Origin of the sequence: Streptosporangium sp. CA-135522 (genome assembly GCF_050949235.1) — a bacterium.
Lineage (GTDB): Bacteria > Actinomycetota > Actinomycetes > Streptosporangiales > Streptosporangiaceae > Streptosporangium.
This window is the reverse complement of the sequence record NZ_CP192027.1, coordinates 214,047-232,675: the sequence shown is the minus strand read 5'-3', so window position 1 is coordinate 232,675 and position 18,629 is coordinate 214,047. Positions and strand designations below refer to the sequence as shown.

Annotated in this window: 15 protein-coding genes; 7 read left to right on the top strand and 8 right to left on the bottom strand. The window is 67.6% G+C overall.

The annotated features are described in order from the left end of the window. Positions 1 to 375 precede the first annotated feature (375 nt). From ACQPYK_RS49380 to ACQPYK_RS49350, 7 genes are all read right to left on the bottom strand, one after another. Positions 376 to 780 (bottom strand): DUF6009 family protein, encoded by a 405-nt coding sequence (locus tag ACQPYK_RS49380; protein WP_433259185.1) that lies wholly within the window; start codon positions 778 to 780, stop codon positions 376 to 378. Then, on the bottom strand, positions 777 to 2,294 hold the full coding sequence (locus tag ACQPYK_RS49375; protein WP_433259183.1) for a DNA primase family protein: 1,518 nt from the start codon (positions 2,292 to 2,294) through the stop codon (positions 777 to 779). Before ACQPYK_RS49375 ends, ACQPYK_RS49380 begins: the two co-directional genes overlap by 4 nt. Then, positions 2,291 to 3,334: a bifunctional DNA primase/polymerase gene (locus ACQPYK_RS49370; RefSeq protein WP_433259798.1), complete on the bottom strand. Its 1,044-nt coding sequence runs from the start codon at positions 3,332 to 3,334 to the stop codon at positions 2,291 to 2,293. Before ACQPYK_RS49370 ends, ACQPYK_RS49375 begins: the two co-directional genes overlap by 4 nt. A 734-nt stretch (positions 3,335 to 4,068) precedes the next feature. Further along, positions 4,069 to 4,731, bottom strand: a complete 663-nt coding sequence (locus tag ACQPYK_RS49365; protein ID WP_433259791.1) for an isochorismatase family protein — start codon at positions 4,729 to 4,731, stop codon at positions 4,069 to 4,071. A gap of 98 nt (positions 4,732 to 4,829) precedes the next feature. After that, positions 4,830 to 5,990 (bottom strand): isochorismate synthase, encoded by a 1,161-nt coding sequence (locus ACQPYK_RS49360; RefSeq protein ID WP_433259790.1) that lies wholly within the window; start codon positions 5,988 to 5,990, stop codon positions 4,830 to 4,832. 84 nt (positions 5,991 to 6,074) lie between these two features. Further along, the gene (locus ACQPYK_RS49355; RefSeq protein ID WP_433259789.1) at positions 6,075 to 6,860 is read right to left on the bottom strand and encodes a 2,3-dihydro-2,3-dihydroxybenzoate dehydrogenase; all 786 of its coding nucleotides are present in this window, start codon (positions 6,858 to 6,860) and stop codon (positions 6,075 to 6,077) included. A gap of 883 nt (positions 6,861 to 7,743) precedes the next feature. Beyond that, positions 7,744 to 9,960, bottom strand: a complete 2,217-nt coding sequence (locus tag ACQPYK_RS49350; RefSeq protein WP_433259788.1) for a hypothetical protein — start codon at positions 9,958 to 9,960, stop codon at positions 7,744 to 7,746. Positions 9,961 to 11,231: 1,271 nt separating this feature from the next. On the opposite strand from ACQPYK_RS49350, the gene ACQPYK_RS49345 reads away from it, so the two are divergent. The 5 genes from ACQPYK_RS49345 (at position 11,232) to ACQPYK_RS49325 (ending at position 16,180) form a co-directional block, all read left to right on the top strand. Further along, a complete protein-coding gene (locus tag ACQPYK_RS49345) occupies positions 11,232 to 11,921 on the top strand; it encodes a hypothetical protein (RefSeq protein WP_433259787.1) in 690 nt (229 codons plus the stop codon). A 159-nt stretch (positions 11,922 to 12,080) separates the two neighbouring features. Then, positions 12,081 to 13,805, top strand: a complete 1,725-nt coding sequence (locus ACQPYK_RS49340) for an MFS transporter (protein ID WP_433259786.1) — start codon at positions 12,081 to 12,083, stop codon at positions 13,803 to 13,805. A 173-nt stretch (positions 13,806 to 13,978) separates the two neighbouring features. Beyond that, positions 13,979 to 14,869: a hypothetical protein gene (locus ACQPYK_RS49335; RefSeq protein ID WP_433259785.1), complete on the top strand. Its 891-nt coding sequence runs from the start codon at positions 13,979 to 13,981 to the stop codon at positions 14,867 to 14,869. A gap of 286 nt (positions 14,870 to 15,155) precedes the next feature. Next, positions 15,156 to 15,770 (top strand): hypothetical protein, encoded by a 615-nt coding sequence (locus tag ACQPYK_RS49330; RefSeq protein ID WP_433259784.1) that lies wholly within the window; start codon positions 15,156 to 15,158, stop codon positions 15,768 to 15,770. A 17-nt stretch (positions 15,771 to 15,787) separates the two neighbouring features. Next, entirely contained in the window at positions 15,788 to 16,180 is a 393-nt protein-coding gene (locus ACQPYK_RS49325) for a VOC family protein (protein WP_433259783.1), read from the top strand. 648 nt (positions 16,181 to 16,828) lie between these two features. On the opposite strand, the gene ACQPYK_RS49320 is transcribed toward ACQPYK_RS49325, so the two are convergent. After that, positions 16,829 to 17,278, bottom strand: coding sequence for a recombinase family protein (locus ACQPYK_RS49320; RefSeq protein ID WP_433259782.1), 450 nt, complete (start codon positions 17,276 to 17,278; stop codon positions 16,829 to 16,831). Between the two features lie 56 nt (positions 17,279 to 17,334). On the opposite strand from ACQPYK_RS49320, the gene ACQPYK_RS49315 reads away from it, so the two are divergent. Next, a complete protein-coding gene (locus ACQPYK_RS49315) occupies positions 17,335 to 17,832 on the top strand; it encodes a SigE family RNA polymerase sigma factor (protein WP_433259781.1) in 498 nt (165 codons plus the stop codon). Continuing rightward, the gene (locus ACQPYK_RS49310) at positions 17,829 to 18,566 is read left to right on the top strand and encodes a hypothetical protein (protein WP_433259780.1); all 738 of its coding nucleotides are present in this window, start codon (positions 17,829 to 17,831) and stop codon (positions 18,564 to 18,566) included. Before ACQPYK_RS49315 ends, ACQPYK_RS49310 begins: the two co-directional genes overlap by 4 nt. Positions 18,567 to 18,629 lie beyond the last annotated feature (63 nt).

Sequence of the window (18,629 nt, the reverse complement as noted above, 5' to 3'; positions counted from 1 at the left end):
GGTGACCGCGGGTATTGGTGACGACGCTCGAACGGCGGCCTTCCTCATGCAGGAAGGCCGCCGTTCGAGCGTCGTCGACGCCGGAGATCGGTCACGTTGTGGTGTGCGGGCGGCGTGAGCTCTCGGCCTTGTTGCTGGTCGTTCGCCGTCCCGTTTCAGCCTGAACAGTCAGTGATCCATTCAGGGCCCATTTAGCGGCATGGCGAGCGAAGGGCGTCTTCCCGCTCGTCGCCTTGGAAAGGCTGGCTTCGTAGCATCGTCGAGACCACGACAACGATGGATGTCCGTGCCGGCAGAGCTGAGGGGCTTCCCTGAGTTTCTCCCTGATCAAAGGGAGGTGAGGCGATCTATGCCTGCCGGCGCGCGCGCTCCGCATCAGGCCTTGGGGAGCTTTATTCCAAGTTCGAGCATCGCCGGCGACGGCGGGCCGCCTTCGGAGCGCTCCGTCTTGTAGCCCACCACCGTCGGCGCCAAGGTGCGGGGATCGACAGCTTCGGAGGGGGCACCGGTGACGTACGGACCGCCGGGCTGCTGGTCACGGTCGTGCGGCAGCAGCCAGAACACCCGACGATGGAAAGTGCCTGATACAGGGGAGGCCTTGGCAGCGGGGCTGAGGATGGCATAGCCGATCATGCGGCCGTCACGGTGGTAGGCCGGTTTGCGCTTGCGATTGGGCAACCGCTCCAGGGATTGGCGAACGTATTCGAGAAGCTCTGGGTCTTCCAGCCAGACGAAGTCGATCTCATGGATGAGATCCTTCGGTTCGATCAGCGCGCTCACGGCTGGGTCTCCTCGGCCTGAAGCTCAGAGATCAATCCGATCCCCGGATAGTACTTACGCGAGTTCGACAAGACCATCCCCTTGGGAGAGGTCAGGCCCACGGCGTCGCGGATGCGGGCGGCGAAGGCGCGGGCGGAAACGGGGCTGGCGCCCTCGAAGCCGCACCAGCGGGTATATGCCGCATACAGCTGAGCCTGTTCGGCTCGCATGCCAGGCTCTAGTTTGCACTCGTCGGTGATGAACCGTCCCACGTGGTCCTCCGTCTCCGCGTAGGCGTTGGTGGCCACACGTACCAGCTGAGGGCCGCTCAGATCCTTTTCACCGGCCAGGTAGCGTCGAGCACCATCGACCAGCCACGCGAGGATACCCGGGCCCTCCTCCTCTACGAGGACGCGTGCCAGGTTATCGATCTTACGTTCTTCGGAGACGACGCGGTTGAAGGGGATCAGGCGGATACGGCGCCAGAAGGCGAAGCCGCCTGCGCTGACCTCGGGCCGGTGGTTGCCCAGCAGCCACAGGTGGTGGGTAGGGGGGAAGCTGAAGAAATCCTGCCGCATGCGACGAGCCTTGATCTTGTCGCCGCCGGTCAGCAGCTTGACTCGGGCCTCGTCGAATTTGTCGCCGGGCTTGAGCTCGGAGCAGACGATGATGCGCCGGCCGTGAAGTTCGGCCAGATCGGTGGGGTGGCCGTCGAACTGTTTGGCCATCAAGAAGCCGGGCGGGGCCGCGTCGGCGTAGTCGCCCAGGAGCTGGAGCATGACCTCCAAAAGCACGGACTTGCCGTTCTTGCCGCCGCCGTGCAGGAACGGCAGGATCTGGGCGCCGACGTCACCGGTGATGGAGTAGCCGAGCAGCAGGTGCAGGAAGTCGGTGGTCTGCCGGCCTTCGGCGTCGGTGCCGAAGGTGTCGTCGAGGAAGCGTTGCCAGCGGGGAGTAGGGACACGTTCGGGAGCAAGAGTGGTGGAGCGGGAGTGGAAGTGCTTGCTCGGGTCGGGTGAGGTGAGCAGGCCGGTGTGCAGGTCGATGACGCCGGCCGGGGTGCACAGCGCATAAGGGTCGGCATCCAGCAGTGCGGCGTTGAGCACCATTCCGGGGGCGGCCTTGGCTTGTGTCAGCAGGGCGTTGATGCCTGAGGTGGACAGGGAACGGCGCCGGTGGCGGCTCAGCTCTCGGTCGTTGTAGACGCCGCGGGGGTCGGTGCGGGCGATGTGGTCGGCCATCTCACCGGCGGCCCAGACGACGGTGTCGCTTTCGTCTAGCTCCCAGCGGTGTTCGGCCCAGCGGTACCAGCCCAGCCCTGGGACGTGCTGGAAGTCCCTGCCGTAGAGGCTGACGAACAGTTTGGCGTTGCCGCGGTCAGACAGGGTGTCGGGCAGCAGGCCGTGGGCGGTGGCCGTCTCGGCGGAGGAGCGAGGCTGGGGCGCAGCTGTTGTGGTTGCAGGCATGGGGAGATCGAGCATCTGCTGGGCGACCGCAGTCGGGTCGAAGCCGCCGCGGTCTGTCGAGCGGTTCATGCGCGTCCTTCGATATGGAACGGGCGCCCGGCGCCGGCGGTCAGACCACTGCGGATGATCTGGGCGCAGCGGCGCTCTTGGCCCGGGCGGGCCTGCCCGGCGGCCTCGGTGAGGAGTTGTTCGGCTTCGGCTTCGCTCAGGTGACCGGAGGCGACGAGTCCGCCGGCGGTGTAGGCGGCGCGGTTGAGTTTGTCGCTGAATCCTGCGCCTTGGGGTACGGCGGCGCAGGCGGTGACCTCCGCCAGAACGGTCTGGAGGATGCGGGTGACCCTGGTGCGGCCGCCGCCGGCGGCGATGACGGCCTGGCGGGCGCGGGCGGGCACCACGGGTGGGGAGGCAGGAGGTGGGGCAGGGGCGGCCGCGGGCAGGTGCCCTGTGCGGATGAGCTCCTGGGCGAGCCAGTCGGGGAGTGGGGCGGGCCGGCGACAATCGCCCAGGGCCGTGTAGGTCCCGTCGATGGTCTGGGTGCCCGGGGCGATGATGTACCCCCCTTCCCCTCGTATGTCGACCTGCCAGGCCAGAGGACGGCCGGTGCTGGATCCGTTGGAACACAGAAACGGACGGGCGGCATCGGTGCGGTACCACACGTGCAGCCCTCCCGAGGGGGTGCGCACGCGCATGGTCGATTCATCCTCGGCCGGATCCGGGGCACCGCGTAAGGCTGCGAGCAGCGCCAGGGTGTGAAAGCCCATCGCCAGTCCGGTGAGGTCGACCTGGTCGTGGATGGGAATGCCCGGCAGGATCCGATCGCGTGGGGGCACGGGTTTGGGATGGGCGTCGATGTCGACGACGACGAGGTGGGCCGGACCGCAGGCGACCCCCACCCCGAAGGCGGGACGGGCGCTCCACCAGGAGGTGATCAGGTCAGGGTTGAGGGTGGCGGCGTGGAAGCCGTGGCACCATCGTCCGTTCTTCAGGCATGCGCAGGCGGCGGGGAGATGGTTGTCTTCCTTGCACGGCCGGCAGTTACCTGCCGGACTTTTACGCCTGGGGGCCAGCGGATGGACTGGCCAGCCTTGAGCGGCGCACCATCGGGCGATCGCCAGCGACTGAAGCTGAGGCGCGGGGTGGTGAGCGGCCTGCTTCGAAGACGGCGTCACAGCATCCCTTCTCATCTTGCGCATGACCCTGCGGAGGTTCAGTCGCTGCTTAAAAACCCTGGCCACAGGGCCGCCCAGCGATTGAAGCGACCGAAGCGACTGAAGTTCCAAACATGGCCAACATAGATTAGCGGACACGTTAGCAATGGCGAGGGATCACCGCTGCGTGGCGGATTATCAGCGACTGAACCATGCAGCAGCGACCGTAGTCGCTTCAGTCACTGCGATCGGACTGCACAAGAAGTCCCAGCTCACAGCGGTTTGTCGTCCACAACAGCGACCGAAGCGACTGAAGGTTCCCCTCTATGACGCGCACACGCGCACAGGAAATGGCGTTATATATTCCAACCTTGGGTCGCTTCGGTCGCTGTCTGCTTTTTCTAACCGGTTGACCTGTGGTTTTATCAGCGACCGGGCACAGCGACCGAAGGCGGTCGGTCGCTCGGACTCCCGCATCTGCCGCCCGGGAAGCCGTCCGCGACCGAAGCGACTGAAGCGACTGAGTTTGGCGATTGCCCGACCGCTTTGCGGGATCAGCGTGATGGACTCCCGCACCGCCTCCATTAGCGATCTTGCTTGTGGTCGCGATGAGGAGGCCGCCTCGTCCTTGTGTAGGGCGGGTGAGGTCGTGAGCATTCCGCTTTCCGGGACCTTCGGCGGTCGTCGCGGGCCGCTCAGCCCGCTGCCGCCAGCCGTGGCCGCTGGGAGGCGTCCAAGGCGTCGATGAGCTGGGTGGTGGTCAGGGTCACCGCGCAGCGGTTGGCGGCGTAGCCGACGGCCATCCGGTGATCGTCTTCGGAGAAGTCAGCGACCGCGTCGGTGACCAGGAATGTCTCGATGTCCCGCTGGAACGCCTCGGATGCGGTCATCAGCACTCCGATATGGGCGTAGATACCACAAATGATCAGCTGGTCGGTGCCGTACTCAGTGAGGATGGCGGCAAGGCTCGTGCGTTGGAAGGCGGAGTAGCGGTGTTTGGTCACCACGATGTCCTCCTCCGCGGGGGTGAGGGCGGCGGTGATGGCAGTGTGCGCGGGGTCAGCGCTGAGGCCGGCCCCCCACAGATCCTTCAGCAGGCCCCGCTGTTCGGGGCTTTGCCCTCCCGGCTGGGCCGTGTAGATGACCGGGATGTCCAGCCGAGCGCAGTGCTCACGCAGACGGGCCGTATTGGTGATCAATTCCTGCACCGGGCTCGTGCCCGCGGGGAACGGCTCGAGGAAATACCCCTGCATGTCATGGATCAGCAGCGCGCTACGCCGAGCGTCAGGGCTCCAGGGCAGCCGGGAGCTGGGCAGGTCGGTGGGCATGGGGTAGGGCCGGATCGGCGCAATCGCCATGGCGGTTCTCCTCGCTGGGGGTAGGTAGGGAACTATGTGGATTGGTGGGTCGGCGAATCGCCGCTGTCGGTAGCGGTAGCGACCGCCGATCGAACAGGTCAGAGGCTGGCGTGGACGCCGAGGGCCTGCAGCATCGTCTGGCATTTCGCGGAGGTCTCCGCGAGCTCAGCCTCGGGGATCGAACCGGCGTCGATGCCCGCCCCGGCGAACAGCCGTAGCGTGTCGGACGCGACTTCCGCGCAGCGGATGGTCAGCGCCCATTCGCCGTCACCGCTGGCGTCGGTCCAGCCGACCAGGCCGGCGTAGAAGCCACGGTCGAATTCCTCAAGCTCGTCGATCGCGGTGCGCGCCGCCGCGGTGGGAGTTCCGCAGACCGCCGGGGTGGGGTGCAAGGCGGCGGCCAGGGTCAGGGAGGAGAGGCAGAGGTCAGCGATCTCGCCGGTCACCCTTGTGCCCAGGTGCCACATGGTGGGCGTGGCGACCAAGGAGGGTGTGCGGGGCACGCTGAGGTCGCTGCAGTACGGGCGCAAGGCCTCGGCAACGGCCTCGATGACCACGCGGTGCTCGCGCAGGTCCTTGGCCGAGCGCCGCAGGTCGTGGGCCCGTTGACGGTCGGTGGCGGGATCGGCCGAACGGGCGGCCGATCCCGCCAGCGGGTGAGCCACGACGTCGCGCCCGTACCGGGAGACCAACAGCTCGGGGCTGGCACCGATCAAGGTGCGCTCGCCGGGCAGGGGCACGCCGAAGACGTAGCTGCCGCGGCCGATGAGGTTGATCAGCAGGGTGCGAGTATCGATGGGCGCCTCGGCCGACAGCTCCAAAGATCGAGCGAGCACCGCCTTGGTCAGCGTTCCGTCCGCGATCCGCTGCAGCGCGCCGCGGACGGCCTTGAGGTAGTCCTGCTCGGCCGGCATCGGCCGGATCCGCCAGGCCGGGCAGGGACCGCGATCGGCAGGGGCCTGCAGGGGACCTGCCCACTCGGCGCTGCGCGGCACGATGAGCTGGGCGGCGCCGTCGAAGCTCACGGCGCCGGCGGCGATGGAGCCGGCCGTCAGGAGGTCGGAGGTCAAGGTGGCCGCGACACGCTGCGCCAGGGTGGAGAGCTCACCGGTGATGAGGGCTTGCCGTCCCTGGGTCAGCAAGGTGTGCTCGCCGGTGGCAAACAGCGTCGACTGGCGAGCGTCGTAGCGGTCGATGACCGAGGGGAGAAGCGATACGAGGGTCGGTGCGGCGGGGTGGGGCCAGGTGGTCAGCGACATTGGTGCTCCTGGTGCGAAGTGCATGAGGGGTGAGCCGACGGCCGGGCCGGGCGACGCCGGGGCCGGGAGGCGAATGAAGGGGGTTCAGGCCTTGAGGGCAGCGCCGCCGTCGACGTAGAGGTCTTGCATGGTGATGTGCCGGGCGTGGTCGGAGGCCAAAAACAGCACGGCCTCGGCGACGTCCTCAGGCTGGGCCAGCCGCCCCAGCGGAATGCCCACCCGATAGGAGGCCAGCTCTCCCTCCAGCACGGCGCGGGGATCGAGTCCCGCTTGCATCGCGGTGTCCGTCGAGCCGGGGGAGACCACGTTGCAGCGGATGCCATACCGGGCGAGCTCCAAGCCGACGCACCGGGTGAACATGGACGCGGCCGCCTTGGACGCGGCGTAGGCGGCCATGCCGACGCGCGGTACGCCGGCGGCGTTGGAAGCCACGGTGACGATGTTTCCGCGGCCGCGGGGGATCATGCGGCGGGCCACGGCGCGGGTGGCGTGAAAGACGCCGCCGGCGTTGACGGCCAGTATCCGGTGCCAGTCGTCGACGCCGAGGTCGAGCGCCGAGGCAGTGCGCAGGATGCCTGCCACGTTGACCAAGATGCCGATGGGCCCGACCTCGTGCTCGACGGCGTCGATTGCCGCGGCGACCGCACGCTCGTCGCTGACATCGACCTGGTAGGGCTGGGCGCCGGGCAGATCGGCGGCCATCTGCTGCAGTTGATCGGGATGGAGGTCCAGGGCGGCCACCGTGGCACCGGCAGCGATCAGTGCGGTGCAGGTCGCCGCGCCGATGCCACCGGCGGCTCCGGTGACGACCGCGACCCGACCGGTAATTCCGGCGTACTGCACCGGCTCGGCGTGGAGGGTGGGGCTCATGCTGATCTCCCGAAGTTGCGGATCACCGCCGCAGCGCGAGGCTGCGGCTTCCGCGCGGTCCCGCTGGATCGCGGCCGATCCGCACGTATTTGACAAGGCTTGTCAAGTTAGAGGTAGATCATTGTCAAATGAATGCCCGAGACCGGAGCGTCACTGCACTGTGTCTGCCTCGTGATCTTTGAGGGGAGGCCTCCCTCCTCCAGGTCAATCGCTTTGAGGTTCATTCGGCCCGGCAGAAGCCGCGCCCACGCAGCGCACCTATCGCGCGAGGCCGGAACTCTGCGTCCCGTCGCTACCGCCTTGCCGCTTTCTGACAATTGATGTCAGGACTCCAGGCAACAGCGGTCCGCCGCGGGGAGTTGCGCTCTCAGAGTCCCGGGGATGCGGCGGCAGCCCGAATCTGCAGGTCGGGGTTCCCGGCGACGATCTTCGCGCCTGCTCGGGGAGACGGACCGTTGACCGGCATAACCGCGCTGCCGCCGATCAACTTGACCGCGCCGGGGCCGGGGCCGGGTCCGGCCGCCATGCGCAAGCCGGCCGCCGCGCTGGGCGCGTCCGCCGCCGAAGAAGTACGGGCACTGACCGAACGCATCCACGTGCTGCCCGCCCGCGCCGCCCCCGGCGTCCTGCCGGTCCTCGAGCAGGCGGTGGCCCGACAACGTGTCGTGTGGATCCGGTACGCCACAACTCGGCAGGGCGGGAGAGCGAGCACGAGATCGAGCGGGCTGCTGACCACTTCGGGCTCGTGTCTGATCGGCTGGTGCCGCAGCCGCCGCGCCGAGCGCGGCCTCGGCCTGGACCACGTCCTGGCCGAACGCATCCGTCAGGCCGACACCCCGCGCTTCGCCAGCAGAACCCTGCCCGCACCTACCGCTGTAATCGATCACAGGCCAGGCAGACCAAGGGATGGGTCGTCTGAGGGACTGCGTGGGACAGGAAGGACGAAGAGAGGCAAGGCAACGGATTGATCATCCGCAGAACGCCGTCGACGTCCGGGAATCGCCTGCGGCCATATCCGTGCTTGCTGTCCGACAGTGTGTGACCGGGAGGAGAAGACCTCTGACGGCTTCACCTCAAGCTGATCTCCGAAGGAGTGCTTGCCCGTCCCGGCTGGTCCTGACCAGTGACGATGGTCCCAAGCATCACTGGTGCCATCGTCAAGAGGCTCCTCCGGCCAGGGCATGTCGGCCTCAGCTGCACCGACGACGTCCACCAGATCCTGGGTCTGGCTGCGGACGCGGGCCTGTAGATGCACCGGCCGGTCGACCGGCGGCAGTTCCCACGCCTCCAGCAGGTCCCACCAAGCCCTGCGATGCGCCCGGTACAAGGCATGCCGTTCTGTTTTGATCACGTCTGCGCCGAGCTCGACGGCGGCCGCGGCGAGACTCCGTTCGCCTCGCCTCCATCCCCACGAGTCCCGGACCGCCAGTTGGTAAGCGGCCAGGGTACGCAGCGCAGCGCTGGTGGCACTGAGCGACAGCAGTGCCAGACGAGCCAGTTCCGTCGAGCCGGTCGACGTACTGGTCAGCGCCTCGTACACCAGCCCGGTGACCGGCCCGAGTGCATGGAGGGCCGGGTGCAGGGCATCGATACCGCCTGCACGCCAGCGAATCCATCGTGCCTCGACCCGGTAGGCCTCTGGTACGAGCAACCCGTAGCGATCGGCCCGGCGACCGCTGGCGGCCTCGATCAGGTCGATCAGCGGGTCGTCTTCCTCCCGCAGACGGCGAAGGTGACGGGAGACCACGGTATAGTCCAGGCCGGTCATCTCTGACAGGCTCCGGCAACCAAAGGCAGGCTGGACAGAGCCGTCCATGCGTGCCGCCACGGCGATCGCCCGCAGGAGCAACCGAATAGCTGGGGCGGCCCGGCCCCAGCCGCGCACTCGCTCTTCGTCGCGTTCGGCCAGCCAGATACACGTGCGCCACTGCCGGATCTGCTGCCAGTGATTCAAGATCCGCTGATCGGCTTCCTCCGGGGTAGCCGTACGGACCGACCAGAGGTTGGCCTCCCGCAGCTCTTCTTGAGCGGTGAACCCCGCGGGGGCAGAGCCCCCCTGATCCGAATCTACAACGTAAAGCACATCACGTAAGGTACGAACCTCTGCCAGGCCAAGAGCATCCGGTGCGGCAGGGGTGGGGCCGGGGGGCGTGGAAGTAGTTCTCGCGCTTGTGTTGCACTTAGCGATATGCCGCTGCCAGGCCACGCCGAGGACCGCTTTTCGCCAGTCCCTGGCCAGGCGCGTCATCCGATCGCTGAGCCGCTTTTTCTCCAGCAAGCCGGCGATGCCGGTCCAGGAGCCCTGACGCATCTGCGTGAGCATCTCCCCGTAGGTCCACCCGGCTGCGGTGATCGAGTTGAGCAGGCCCAGACGTGACTCAGAGGCGGAGGGGGCGCCGCGAAGGCGCCAGTTACCGGTACGGGCGAGTTCGTCCATCGCCGCAGGCAAGACGCGGCGGCCGCCGAGACGGGGCAGCCAGGGGCGGCCTTGCCCGTCCAGCGGGATCTCTATCAGGGTGCCGCAGCGTGAGCAGGTCCGGCCGTCGGCAGCAGCAGCCGTCACGCCGTCCCCGATAGCGCCGTCGTGTAGGGCGGCTGCAGTGCGGGCAGGGCGGCCGGTCACGGCGGCGAGTTCGGCGGTCAAGTCTTGGTGGAGGGCTTGCCACACCGCCTTGCCGCAGGGGCGGCGCAGGATTCGCTCGGCCTGCTCCACGGGGATGGTCAGGTGGAGGTATCCGGTCAGCTGGCCGCTGGAGACCTTGTGCAGAGAGCCGGGCGGACGAATCTGGCCCTTAGCCGAGGACATCGGCCGCACATCCATGGTTTTGAACCGCACGGCCAGGGCGCGGGCGAGTTGGCGTAACTCGGTCCAGGGAAGGGGTCGGCCGAACAGCACATAGATGTGTCGGCCACCGCTGGGGGAGAGGTCGCAGACGGCGTGGCCTCCGCACCGCTCCACGAGCTCGATCAGGGCCTCGGCTTCGGCGGCCACCAAGTTGACGGCGGCTGCGCGGCTCAGGCCCAGGGCGATTGCTTGGCCGACGTCTAGGTCGGCGATCAGGAGTCGGCCTTCGCCGCGCTCGGCGTCGAAGACCGACACTGTGGCGGGTCTGTCGGGGAGCCGTGGTCGCTGAGGTGATAGGGGTCGAGTGTGCTTCCCCTCGGGAAAGTTGTGGCCGCCGTCGGGGGACAGGCGTATCCGCAGTGTCTGGGCGATCAGTGGGGTGATGCGGGCCCAGGTCTCCTCCGCTTGGGCGCGCGCGGCAGTTGCCCGTGCGTCTGCGTTGCAGGCGTGCGGGTGTTGACCTGCGGTAGGAGATGTCTCTTGTGCCGAGGTCTCAGTGGTCTGAGTTGGGATGAGCTGATCACTGTACGGACGCATTGACACGCCCGATTCGGGCAATACGTAGCTCAGTCCCGGGGTGTGGGTTATGATTCCCCCAGGCATGACACAGCGGACCTGCTGGCATGCCAAGCGCTCACAGCCGGTCAGCCAGACCGGACTACAGAGAACGCCCGCAAAGCCAGCGGGTTGACGGAGAGGGTCTCGCGCTTAGGTTGGCGCCCGGGCGAGTCCTCAACGAAGATGAGTGTTATGCGGTCGCCCCGGATCTTCCGGGGCGTTTCGCATGTCAGGGCCTAATCGTCGTGGCCCCCTTGAGGTGCGTGGAGTGCATGCATCAGGCTGCCTGCTCCTGACCTTGCGTTGAAGGCTGAGAGCCCCCGGCGTTTCCGGACGGGGCTTCGGCAGCTGGTGGTTGCTGGGCCCACACGGGACGCCCGTCTTCGTGAACTTCGTCGCGCTCGACGAGCATGGTGAGGTAGGCGTTGAGGCTGAGACCCGCCTTCTTGGCAGCTCGATGGGCCTTGTCGTATGCCGGAGGCCTGAGTCGCAAGCCGGTAGGAATTGGCTTGGTGGTGCCTTCCGGCAAGGAGGACACGTCGACACGGGGCTCCTTGCCACGCTGACGTCTGCCGCGCTGCACTCCGAGTGTGTCTGCCATAACCAGAGATCATGCCGCATGATCGCGCTCCGTGGTGCTAGCACTTCGATTTCGGCGTGTCGGGGCCCGGGCTCGAAGCACTGAGATCGGACATGACGAGCCCAGGTTGGCGCATGTTGACGTGGCTTAGACCCGGTTCTACCTCGTAAAACGGCGATGAGTTGATCATCGCGTCTTTGCCGAGCTCCTTTCATCACGACTTCATCACAACACTCTCTCTGTCACTTTTGCTTACTGACGTTGTCAATTGTCACTGTCTACACTCTCGATCACTCTCCTGACAACCAATTGCAAAGAAGAGTCAGGACGACAGTAACCAGGATTTCCGGTAGCGATCTATATGTCGCATTCGTCACGGAGGCACGTCATGGCAGCACAGCTGACGCAGGTGGTGAGCCGCATCTGTGAGCGCGTGGTCCCCACCATCCCGCTCGAGGTCACACCACTGGACACTGGAGGCGTTCGAATACGGACGGGGATGGGTGATCATCCGACCTGGGTTGCCAACCACACCATGCTGCGAGAGTTGCGGCTGGTGGGCTGGGAAGTCACAACCGACGGCGACGGACTGCTGGTGCTGGGCTGGAGCGCGGCCAACCTCAGCCATCGCATCCAGGCCCTACGGATATCGATCACCGGGCTCGGCGACTGCCTGCGCACCGTGGCGGCCGCGGTGGCGGCCACCGAAAGCTACCTGGCCGCGTTTCCGGCAGCATCGTCGCAGGAGGCCCTGACCGCCACGCTCGCCCGGATCGAAGTCGACCACCTGCACTGGCCCATCCGCGTGCGGGAACTGGCAGATCTGGAGCGGACCTCCAGTAATCCGCTGCTGGACATGCTGATGCGCCGCAACGCCGATTTGGAGCAGCGGGTACTGCAGTTGTGCGAGCAGCATCTGGCTTCAGCCGCGACCGCGGTCAAGGCGTTGTGCGATTTTCGCGACCAGCCCCGCCTCGGGCCTGACGACGCCCGATATGCCGCCCTCGATGACGCCGCGACGGTGCTGCGCTATGGGCCCATCGGTGCCTGCGAAAGCGAGTTGGGCCGCGCTTCCTGACCACCAGGCGCGCAGCCGCGTATCGATGACGGGGCCGGTGCCCGTCCGGGATCAGCCGCGGACCTCTCACCGCCTCCGATAGGTGGGTTCGACACGTCCTGCTGAGCCGTCGTACGGCCGCCTGCTGCGTCATCCCCTCTCTCTTTTTGGAGTCTGATCATGGTCGCCACCGACGTGCGATCCCATCCGGTTCGGCCGTCGCGGCGGAAGGCCGTCTCGCCGCGAAAGTCGCGGCCGCGGTTGATGCTCGCGGTGTGCGCGGGTGTCATGGCGGTCACCATGGCCGACGTCATCGCCGCGACCTGGAGCATCCCGCTGCTGCGCGATGGGCTGGCCGGCGTGGGGGAGTCGACCTCGTCGGTGCAGTGGGTTTCGACCGCCTATTTCGTGCCGTTCGCGGCGTTGCTGGCGGTCGCGGGCCGATTGGCCGATCTGATCGGTCAGCGGGTGCTGCTGGCGCTCGGTGCGGCGGTCTTCACCTTGGCGGCCTGTGGGGTGATCGTCACACCCGGCTGGGAGATCTTGCTGGTGTGCCGGGCGATTCAGGGTCTTGGGGCGGCGGCGATGATTCCCGCGTCGTTGGGTCTGCTGCTGAGCCAGTTGCCGGTAGAGCGGCGGGGCGCGGCGATCGCGGCGTGGTCGGCGGCCGGTGGGCTGGGGGCGGTGGTCTTGCACGCCGGCGGCGGCTGGGTGGCACAGATCTACGGGTGGCGGGCGTTGTTCGTGCCCAGCATGCTGCTGGGTCTGGCGCTGCTGGTGGCCAGCGCCGGGCTTCCGCATATCCGGCGGCGAAAGGGCCGGCTGCCCGACATGGTGGGTGTGATCATGCTCGCCGGGGGGATCGCGGCGCTGGTGTCGGCGATCTCCAAGGGCCGGCAGTGGGGGTGGGATTCGCCGCAGCTGCTGGCGTGCGCGGTCGGCGCGTTAGCGCTGCTGGGTGGCGCGTTGATCCGCTCTGGGCGGCATCCGGTTCCAGCGGTGGATATCGGGTTGTGGCGTCAGCCCACCGTCCGGTGGGGATGGGCGCTGTCGCTGATGTACGGGCTGACCTCCTTCCCGCTGCTGGCCTGGGCGCCGGCGTTCCTGCAGGAGTGGGGGTATGGCGGATGGCAGACCGGACTGTTCCTGGCGCCGATGTCGACAGCGGTGATGATCACCGGTCGCCTGGCCGGGACGCTGGGGCAACGCTACGGCTTCAACTTCGTGATCTACCTCGGTGGTGCGCTGGTGACCGTCGCTGGAGTGCTGGTGCTGGGCGACGGGACCGTCGCCTGGCACCAGCCCCTCCTAGTGGCGCTCTTCGGCGATGCGGCGCCGTCGTGGCCGAGCCTGGCCGCGCTGATGATCTGCGGGATGGGCATGGGCTGTTTGTCGACGGGGGCCTCCACTGTCAGCACGCTGTCCAGCGATCCGGCTCAGTACGCCACCGCGGTCGGTGCGAGCATGACCGCGCGCCAGGCCGGAGGCGCGATCGGGGTGGCGGCGGCCGCGGTGGTGGTGGAGCGGCCGATCCTCGGCGGCCCGATGGCGGGCTATGCCTCGGTGTTCGCTGCGGTGATGGCGCTGGCAGCCATCACCGCGACGATGGCGCTGCTGCGGATCTGGATGAGCCGGGAAGGCGCGTTGCGGGCGAGTAAGCCTGCCAACGGTGATCCGACGGAGATGGTCGCCATCCCCCGCGCGACGCTGCTGGCGCTGCGTGCGGCGCTGGTGGAGGTCGCCGCGGCCGCCTCCGATCTGTTGCCCCCTGCCGATGCCACCGCACCCGGGGTCAGGTGTCGCTGTCATCCCCATCTCGACCCGCTGGCGGCCGCCGTGGTGCACGAGATGACCACCGCCCATCTGCCCTCCCGCCCGGCCGCTCCCACGGCCGACTTTCGGTAGAAGGAGATCACGTGTTTGTCCCTCGGGTCTCGCGCGGCGCGGCCATCGTCACGGCGGCGTTGTTGCTGAGCGCCGCGTGCGCCGCACCGTCTCTGCCCCCGCAAGCCTTGAGCGCGACGGCCAATGGCTCATCACCTTCGCCGCCGCCCTCAGCCGAAGGTGATGATGAACCGATGCCCGCGGCGCTGACGGTGGCGCAGGCCCGGCGTATCCATGACCGCTACCAGCGGCTGATGCGCCGCATCTTTGCCGCCGGTGGGACCGGGCTGGAGCAGGCGCAGGCCGGTCTGGGGCTGCAGCTGGGCCAGGCCGGCGATCGGATCGCGCGACTGCGCGGGGACCGGCCGGAGCCGAGTAAGCGCGTCACGGGCGTTGACGTCGCCATTCCCCGGCCGGTAGCCGGTCAGAGGCGATGGTTTGTGGCCATGCCGTTGTATGCCGGCTCCTCCCAGCGCGTCCACCTGGTGTTTCAAGAGGGCGCGGCGGGCTGGCGGCTGGTCGCCGGGTCTGCGGCCCCGCTGGATCACCGGCTGCCCGACATCGCGCTGGACGCCGACGGCTTGGCCGCCGCAGTGGGGGAGGATGCCGGCGGTCTCACCGCCACGCCGCGGGCTCTGGCCCAGGCGCATGCGGCGTCTCTGTCCACGTTCAACGCCGACCCCCGTGGGCGTGAGCTGATCACGCCGGGGGGCTACACCAGCGAGGCGGCGGTCAAAGCGCGGGCTGAGCGCGCGCAGCTGCGAGGACAGTGGAAGATGCAGATCCGCACCCGGGAGCTGCCGGACCTTTTCAGCCTGCGCACCACCGATGGCGGCACGCTGACCTGGTACGGACTGCGTGAGCAGTTGGTCTTCACCGTGGCCGCGAGCGGGGCGCAGCGGATTGCGTTCACCGACCAGCCCAATGTTCAGACGTTGAGCCGGGGCCGCTCGTTTTCCCGGCACGCCACCGTGACGTCGGCCGGCTGGTTCCTGGCCGTCATCCCCGCCGCAATGAGCAGACGGGCCCCGCGAGCCGAGATCGTCGGGGACTGGTGGTCGGCCTTGTCGGTGCGAGGCACATAGTGATGATCTCCTCTACCTCGACGACGGCGGCCATGGACCAGGGCGGCGAGCCTCGGCCGTTGCCCTCTTCGGCCCAGCACGGCGAGGCCTTTGCGGCCATGACGGGGCGCAGGGTAATTACGCACCGGCGGCCGAGTACGCCGTAGGGACATCTTCGCCCTCGTCGACTTCTGACCTCGCCTCGCGGCGCCCGGCGCCCGGACCCCACGCAGGCCGTGCTCGCGCACCGCCTCATGTCCTGACGTGAACCGTTCCCGCCCGTCATCTACGTGTCAGGAGAGTTGTCATGCCTGTTCCCGCCGTTGTTGAACATTCCGCGCCGCCCGGCGCCTCTGGTCATGTCATCGGGCAGATGTGGAAGGCGGTGGCCGCCGTGCACGCCCAGGAGGCCGCCCACCTTCAAGCCCTGCGCCACGTGCGCGCCCTGGACGGCTACCGCGCCATCCTGGCTCGCCTATATGGGTTCCAGCAGCCCGCCGAGGAGGCGATCGGCACGGCCCCGCACTGGGCGGCGATCGGGTTCGATCCCGCTGGGCTGTGCCGGGCGGGCTCCTTGCGCACGGACCTGGCCATCCTCGGCCTGAGCGACGACGACATCGCCGGCCTGCCCCGGTGCAGCCTTTCGCCGATCACCTCGCTGCCGCAGGCCGTCGGGGTGGCTTTTCCCCTGCTGGGCTCCATCTTCGGCGGCGCGAAGATGCGTCAGTGGATCACCGCTGCCCTGCCGGAGGCGCCCACCGGCTTCTTCGCCAACCCGGGCCAGGTCAGCTGGCGGCAGTTCGCCGCGCTGGCCGAGGCGGCCCTGCCAGATGTCATCAGCCAGACCCAGGCCACCGATGCGGCCGTCGACACGATGCACCGCCTGGTGGCCTGGACCGGGATCCAGCAGCAGGCCGCCTAACGGAAAGGAAGCCGTCCGTGGCGCAGCCAGCCATCGTCGGAATATTCGCCTCCAACATCGAGGCGACACTGCGCTTCTACGCGCTGCTGGGGCTCACCTTCGCCGAGGAAGACCCGCAGCACCGCCACCTGCGCAGCCCGAACGGCACACAAATCATGATCAACGATGACCGGCTCGCGCCCCGCATGGGCATCCGCGAGGCCCTCGGCGCCAGCGGCCGCCTCAGCTTGGGCATCCGCTGTGACACCCCGGCCGAGCTGGATGAGTTGTACGAGCGCTGCGCGGACGCGGGATTCGGCGCGGTAGCCCCTTACGACGCCCCCTGGGGGCAACGCTACGCCATCCTGCGCGACCCCGATGGCAGCCGTGTCGAGCTGTACGCACTCTTACCTGGGGTGGACGGTCATTGACCGCGCCTCGCTGCCAGGCCAGTCAGACAAAGGGAGTAGTCAATGACACGCCGAGGCCGTACCCGGCAAACGCACCCCTTGCCGTGCCCGGTATGCGGGGCGCTGCCACGGATGACGTGTACCCAAGACGGTGAGGAGTTGGACCTCGTGCATCCCTCGCGCGCCATGCCGATCAGTGAGCGAAATTGGCGTTCAGCCACCGGTTGGATTCCGCCGGAGGTGGCCGAGCGAATCGCGGCCAAGGCTCGAGAACGTGATCAAATCGGCTCTTTCGGTGTCGTCCTCACTGCGTGTCCATCTGACGGCCGAGGCTCTCGTCGGGGCAAGCGCTCGACTACCCCCTAGCATGATCATGAGTATTGCCTGAGGTCAGGTCAATGAAGAGGGAACTGAGCATGCGCGGAGTCAGCTACGGGACGATCGAGGTTGAAGTGCAGGTGCGAGCCCAGGCAGCGCGGCGAGCTTGATGCGTACCGCTGGCCGCTTCGGCGTCCTCTTCACCTACGAGCCGGGGGACGGAGAGCAGTGGAACGAAAAGTCCCGTCACAACCGCCCGCCAAGGTGAGAGGGCAGGGTGAGCCGAACCTATCCCGGATAGACGGCGAAGAGCAGGGAGCGGAATCCGGTGATGGCGAGTGATCCGTCTGCTTAGTCGTGCGTGCTCTTTGGGGGTGTGGTGCGGAGGTAGCTGTTGAGGGTGGTGCGTTTGACGCCGATCTCGTCGGCGATCTGCTGGACGGTGTAGGTGCGTTTGCCGTCGTCCCCGGTCTGGTCGTACATCTGGCGGGCGCGCTCGACCTGGTAGGCCTTCAGCTTCTTCTTGCGGCCGCCCGTCCGGCCGCGGGCGCGGGCGGCCTCCAGGCCATCCAGGGTGCGTGCGGTGATGAGGTCGCGTTCCCACTCGGCGAACGCGGCCAGGATGTGGAAGAACAGCCGGCCCTCGGGGGTGGTGGTGTCGTCACTAGGCCCTGCTTTGGGGCAGCCAAGATAAGCCCGGAAGGGGTAACGCCCAGGTCGGAGAGGGCCTTGGTGGTGAGACTTGGCGGCGTGCGTTCCCGTTCCATCGCACTGTGACCCCCGATTCCCGAACTCTGTCACCCAAAGGCGCCTCCCGGGCGGTAGTTCCGGAGAGAGCGTCGTAAAGGGAGTGGGAGATGGTGGACGGGTTTGCTTGGTATGTCGAGCAGCGGCATGAGCGGCTGTGCCGTACGGCGTTCCTGCTCACCCGGGACTGGGCGGCGGCGGAAGATGTGGTGCAGACCTCGCTGATCAAGGCGTGGGGGGCCTGGCACAAGATCGAGAGCAACCCGGATCCGTACGTGTACCGGATCATAGTCAACACGCACGCCTCCTGGTGGCGGCGTCGATGGCGGGGTGAAGTGCCCACCGAAGCGATGCCAGAGGGACCCGAGCAACGGGACATCGCCGGAACGGTGGCCGACCGCGCCGCCCTGTGGACGGCGACCGGCGCCCTCCCGCCTCGGCAGCGAGCGGTCGTCGTCCTGCACTACTTCGCCGATCTGCCACATGAGCAGATCGCCGACGTCCTCGGATGCTCGCTCGGGACGGTAAAGAAGCAGCTCAGCCGGGCGTTGGCACGGCTTCGTGTGGATCCGGCGCTGCGCGAACTCAATGTGGAGGCGAAGCAATGACTCAGTACACCGAAAGTGACCTGTGCGCGGTGTTCGAGGAGTACAGCGCCGAGGGGCCGAGTGGACCTGCGCGCCTGCAGGAGATCACCCGGCGGGGACGGGCCGCCCGCCTGCGCAGAAGGGGGTCGGCCGGGGCGGCGCTTGCCGGGGCCGCCGCGGTGGCCATCGGTGTCGTCGCGGTTTTCGGATCGTACGGCGGCGGGTCCGTGCCGGGCCCCGCCTCCGCGGTGCGGGTGACATACGGCGTCGATCTGCCTGGGACAGCCGTCGCTATAAACGGAGACACACTGGAGTTGATCCACGCCGAGAACCACTCGACGGTCGGCGAGGGGGTGAAGGTGACCTTCCAGCCGACCACCTACAACACCGGCTACTCCATCCGCTGCGCCGATCCCAACGTCTGGGTGCTGGTGAGGCAGGGCAACGGAACGAGCTTTGGCCGGTGCGGGGATCGTCGTGGAGACGGTCTCGATGCCCAGTACGACTGGCAGTCCGCTGGCCCGGGATGGCTTGGCAAGCCTCAGAACCTGGAGATCTGGATCTTCCCTTCCGACGCCCCACTCGGCCAGAAAATCGAGGACGGCAGCGGCACCTATGACATGGATACGATCGTCACGACGCCGGAACGCCTTGCCAAGGTAGTGAACCAGCGTCCCAGCGAGTGGACCATCGGCGTCTACGACAAGCCAGCTCAACAGTCACCAACGTCACTCATGACCACTAATCACTCATAACGCGGATGCGAGGAAGGCTTCCACCCGACCGGTGATCGGCGCGACGACCGCTGCGCCCAAGAT

What these genes read in the sequence shown, in the direction of transcription:
- ACQPYK_RS49375 (WP_433259183.1), bottom strand. Translation starts at nt 2,294, where the DNA reads ATGAACCGCTCGACAGACCGCGGCGGCTTCGACCCGACTGCGGTCGCC.
- ACQPYK_RS49365 (WP_433259791.1), bottom strand. Translation starts at nt 4,731, where the DNA reads ATGGCGATTGCGCCGATCCGGCCCTACCCCATGCCCACCGACCTGCCC.
- ACQPYK_RS49360 (WP_433259790.1), bottom strand. Translation starts at nt 5,990, where the DNA reads ATGTCGCTGACCACCTGGCCCCACCCCGCCGCACCGACCCTCGTATCG.
- ACQPYK_RS49355 (WP_433259789.1), bottom strand. Translation starts at nt 6,860, where the DNA reads ATGAGCCCCACCCTCCACGCCGAGCCGGTGCAGTACGCCGGAATTACC.
- ACQPYK_RS49345 (WP_433259787.1), top strand. Translation starts at nt 11,232, where the DNA reads ATGGCAGCACAGCTGACGCAGGTGGTGAGCCGCATCTGTGAGCGCGTG.
- ACQPYK_RS49340 (WP_433259786.1), top strand. Translation starts at nt 12,081, where the DNA reads ATGGTCGCCACCGACGTGCGATCCCATCCGGTTCGGCCGTCGCGGCGG.
- ACQPYK_RS49335 (WP_433259785.1), top strand. Translation starts at nt 13,979, where the DNA reads ATGCCCGCGGCGCTGACGGTGGCGCAGGCCCGGCGTATCCATGACCGC.
- ACQPYK_RS49330 (WP_433259784.1), top strand. Translation starts at nt 15,156, where the DNA reads ATGCCTGTTCCCGCCGTTGTTGAACATTCCGCGCCGCCCGGCGCCTCT.
- ACQPYK_RS49315 (WP_433259781.1), top strand. Translation starts at nt 17,335, where the DNA reads ATGGTGGACGGGTTTGCTTGGTATGTCGAGCAGCGGCATGAGCGGCTG.
- ACQPYK_RS49310 (WP_433259780.1), top strand. Translation starts at nt 17,829, where the DNA reads ATGACTCAGTACACCGAAAGTGACCTGTGCGCGGTGTTCGAGGAGTAC.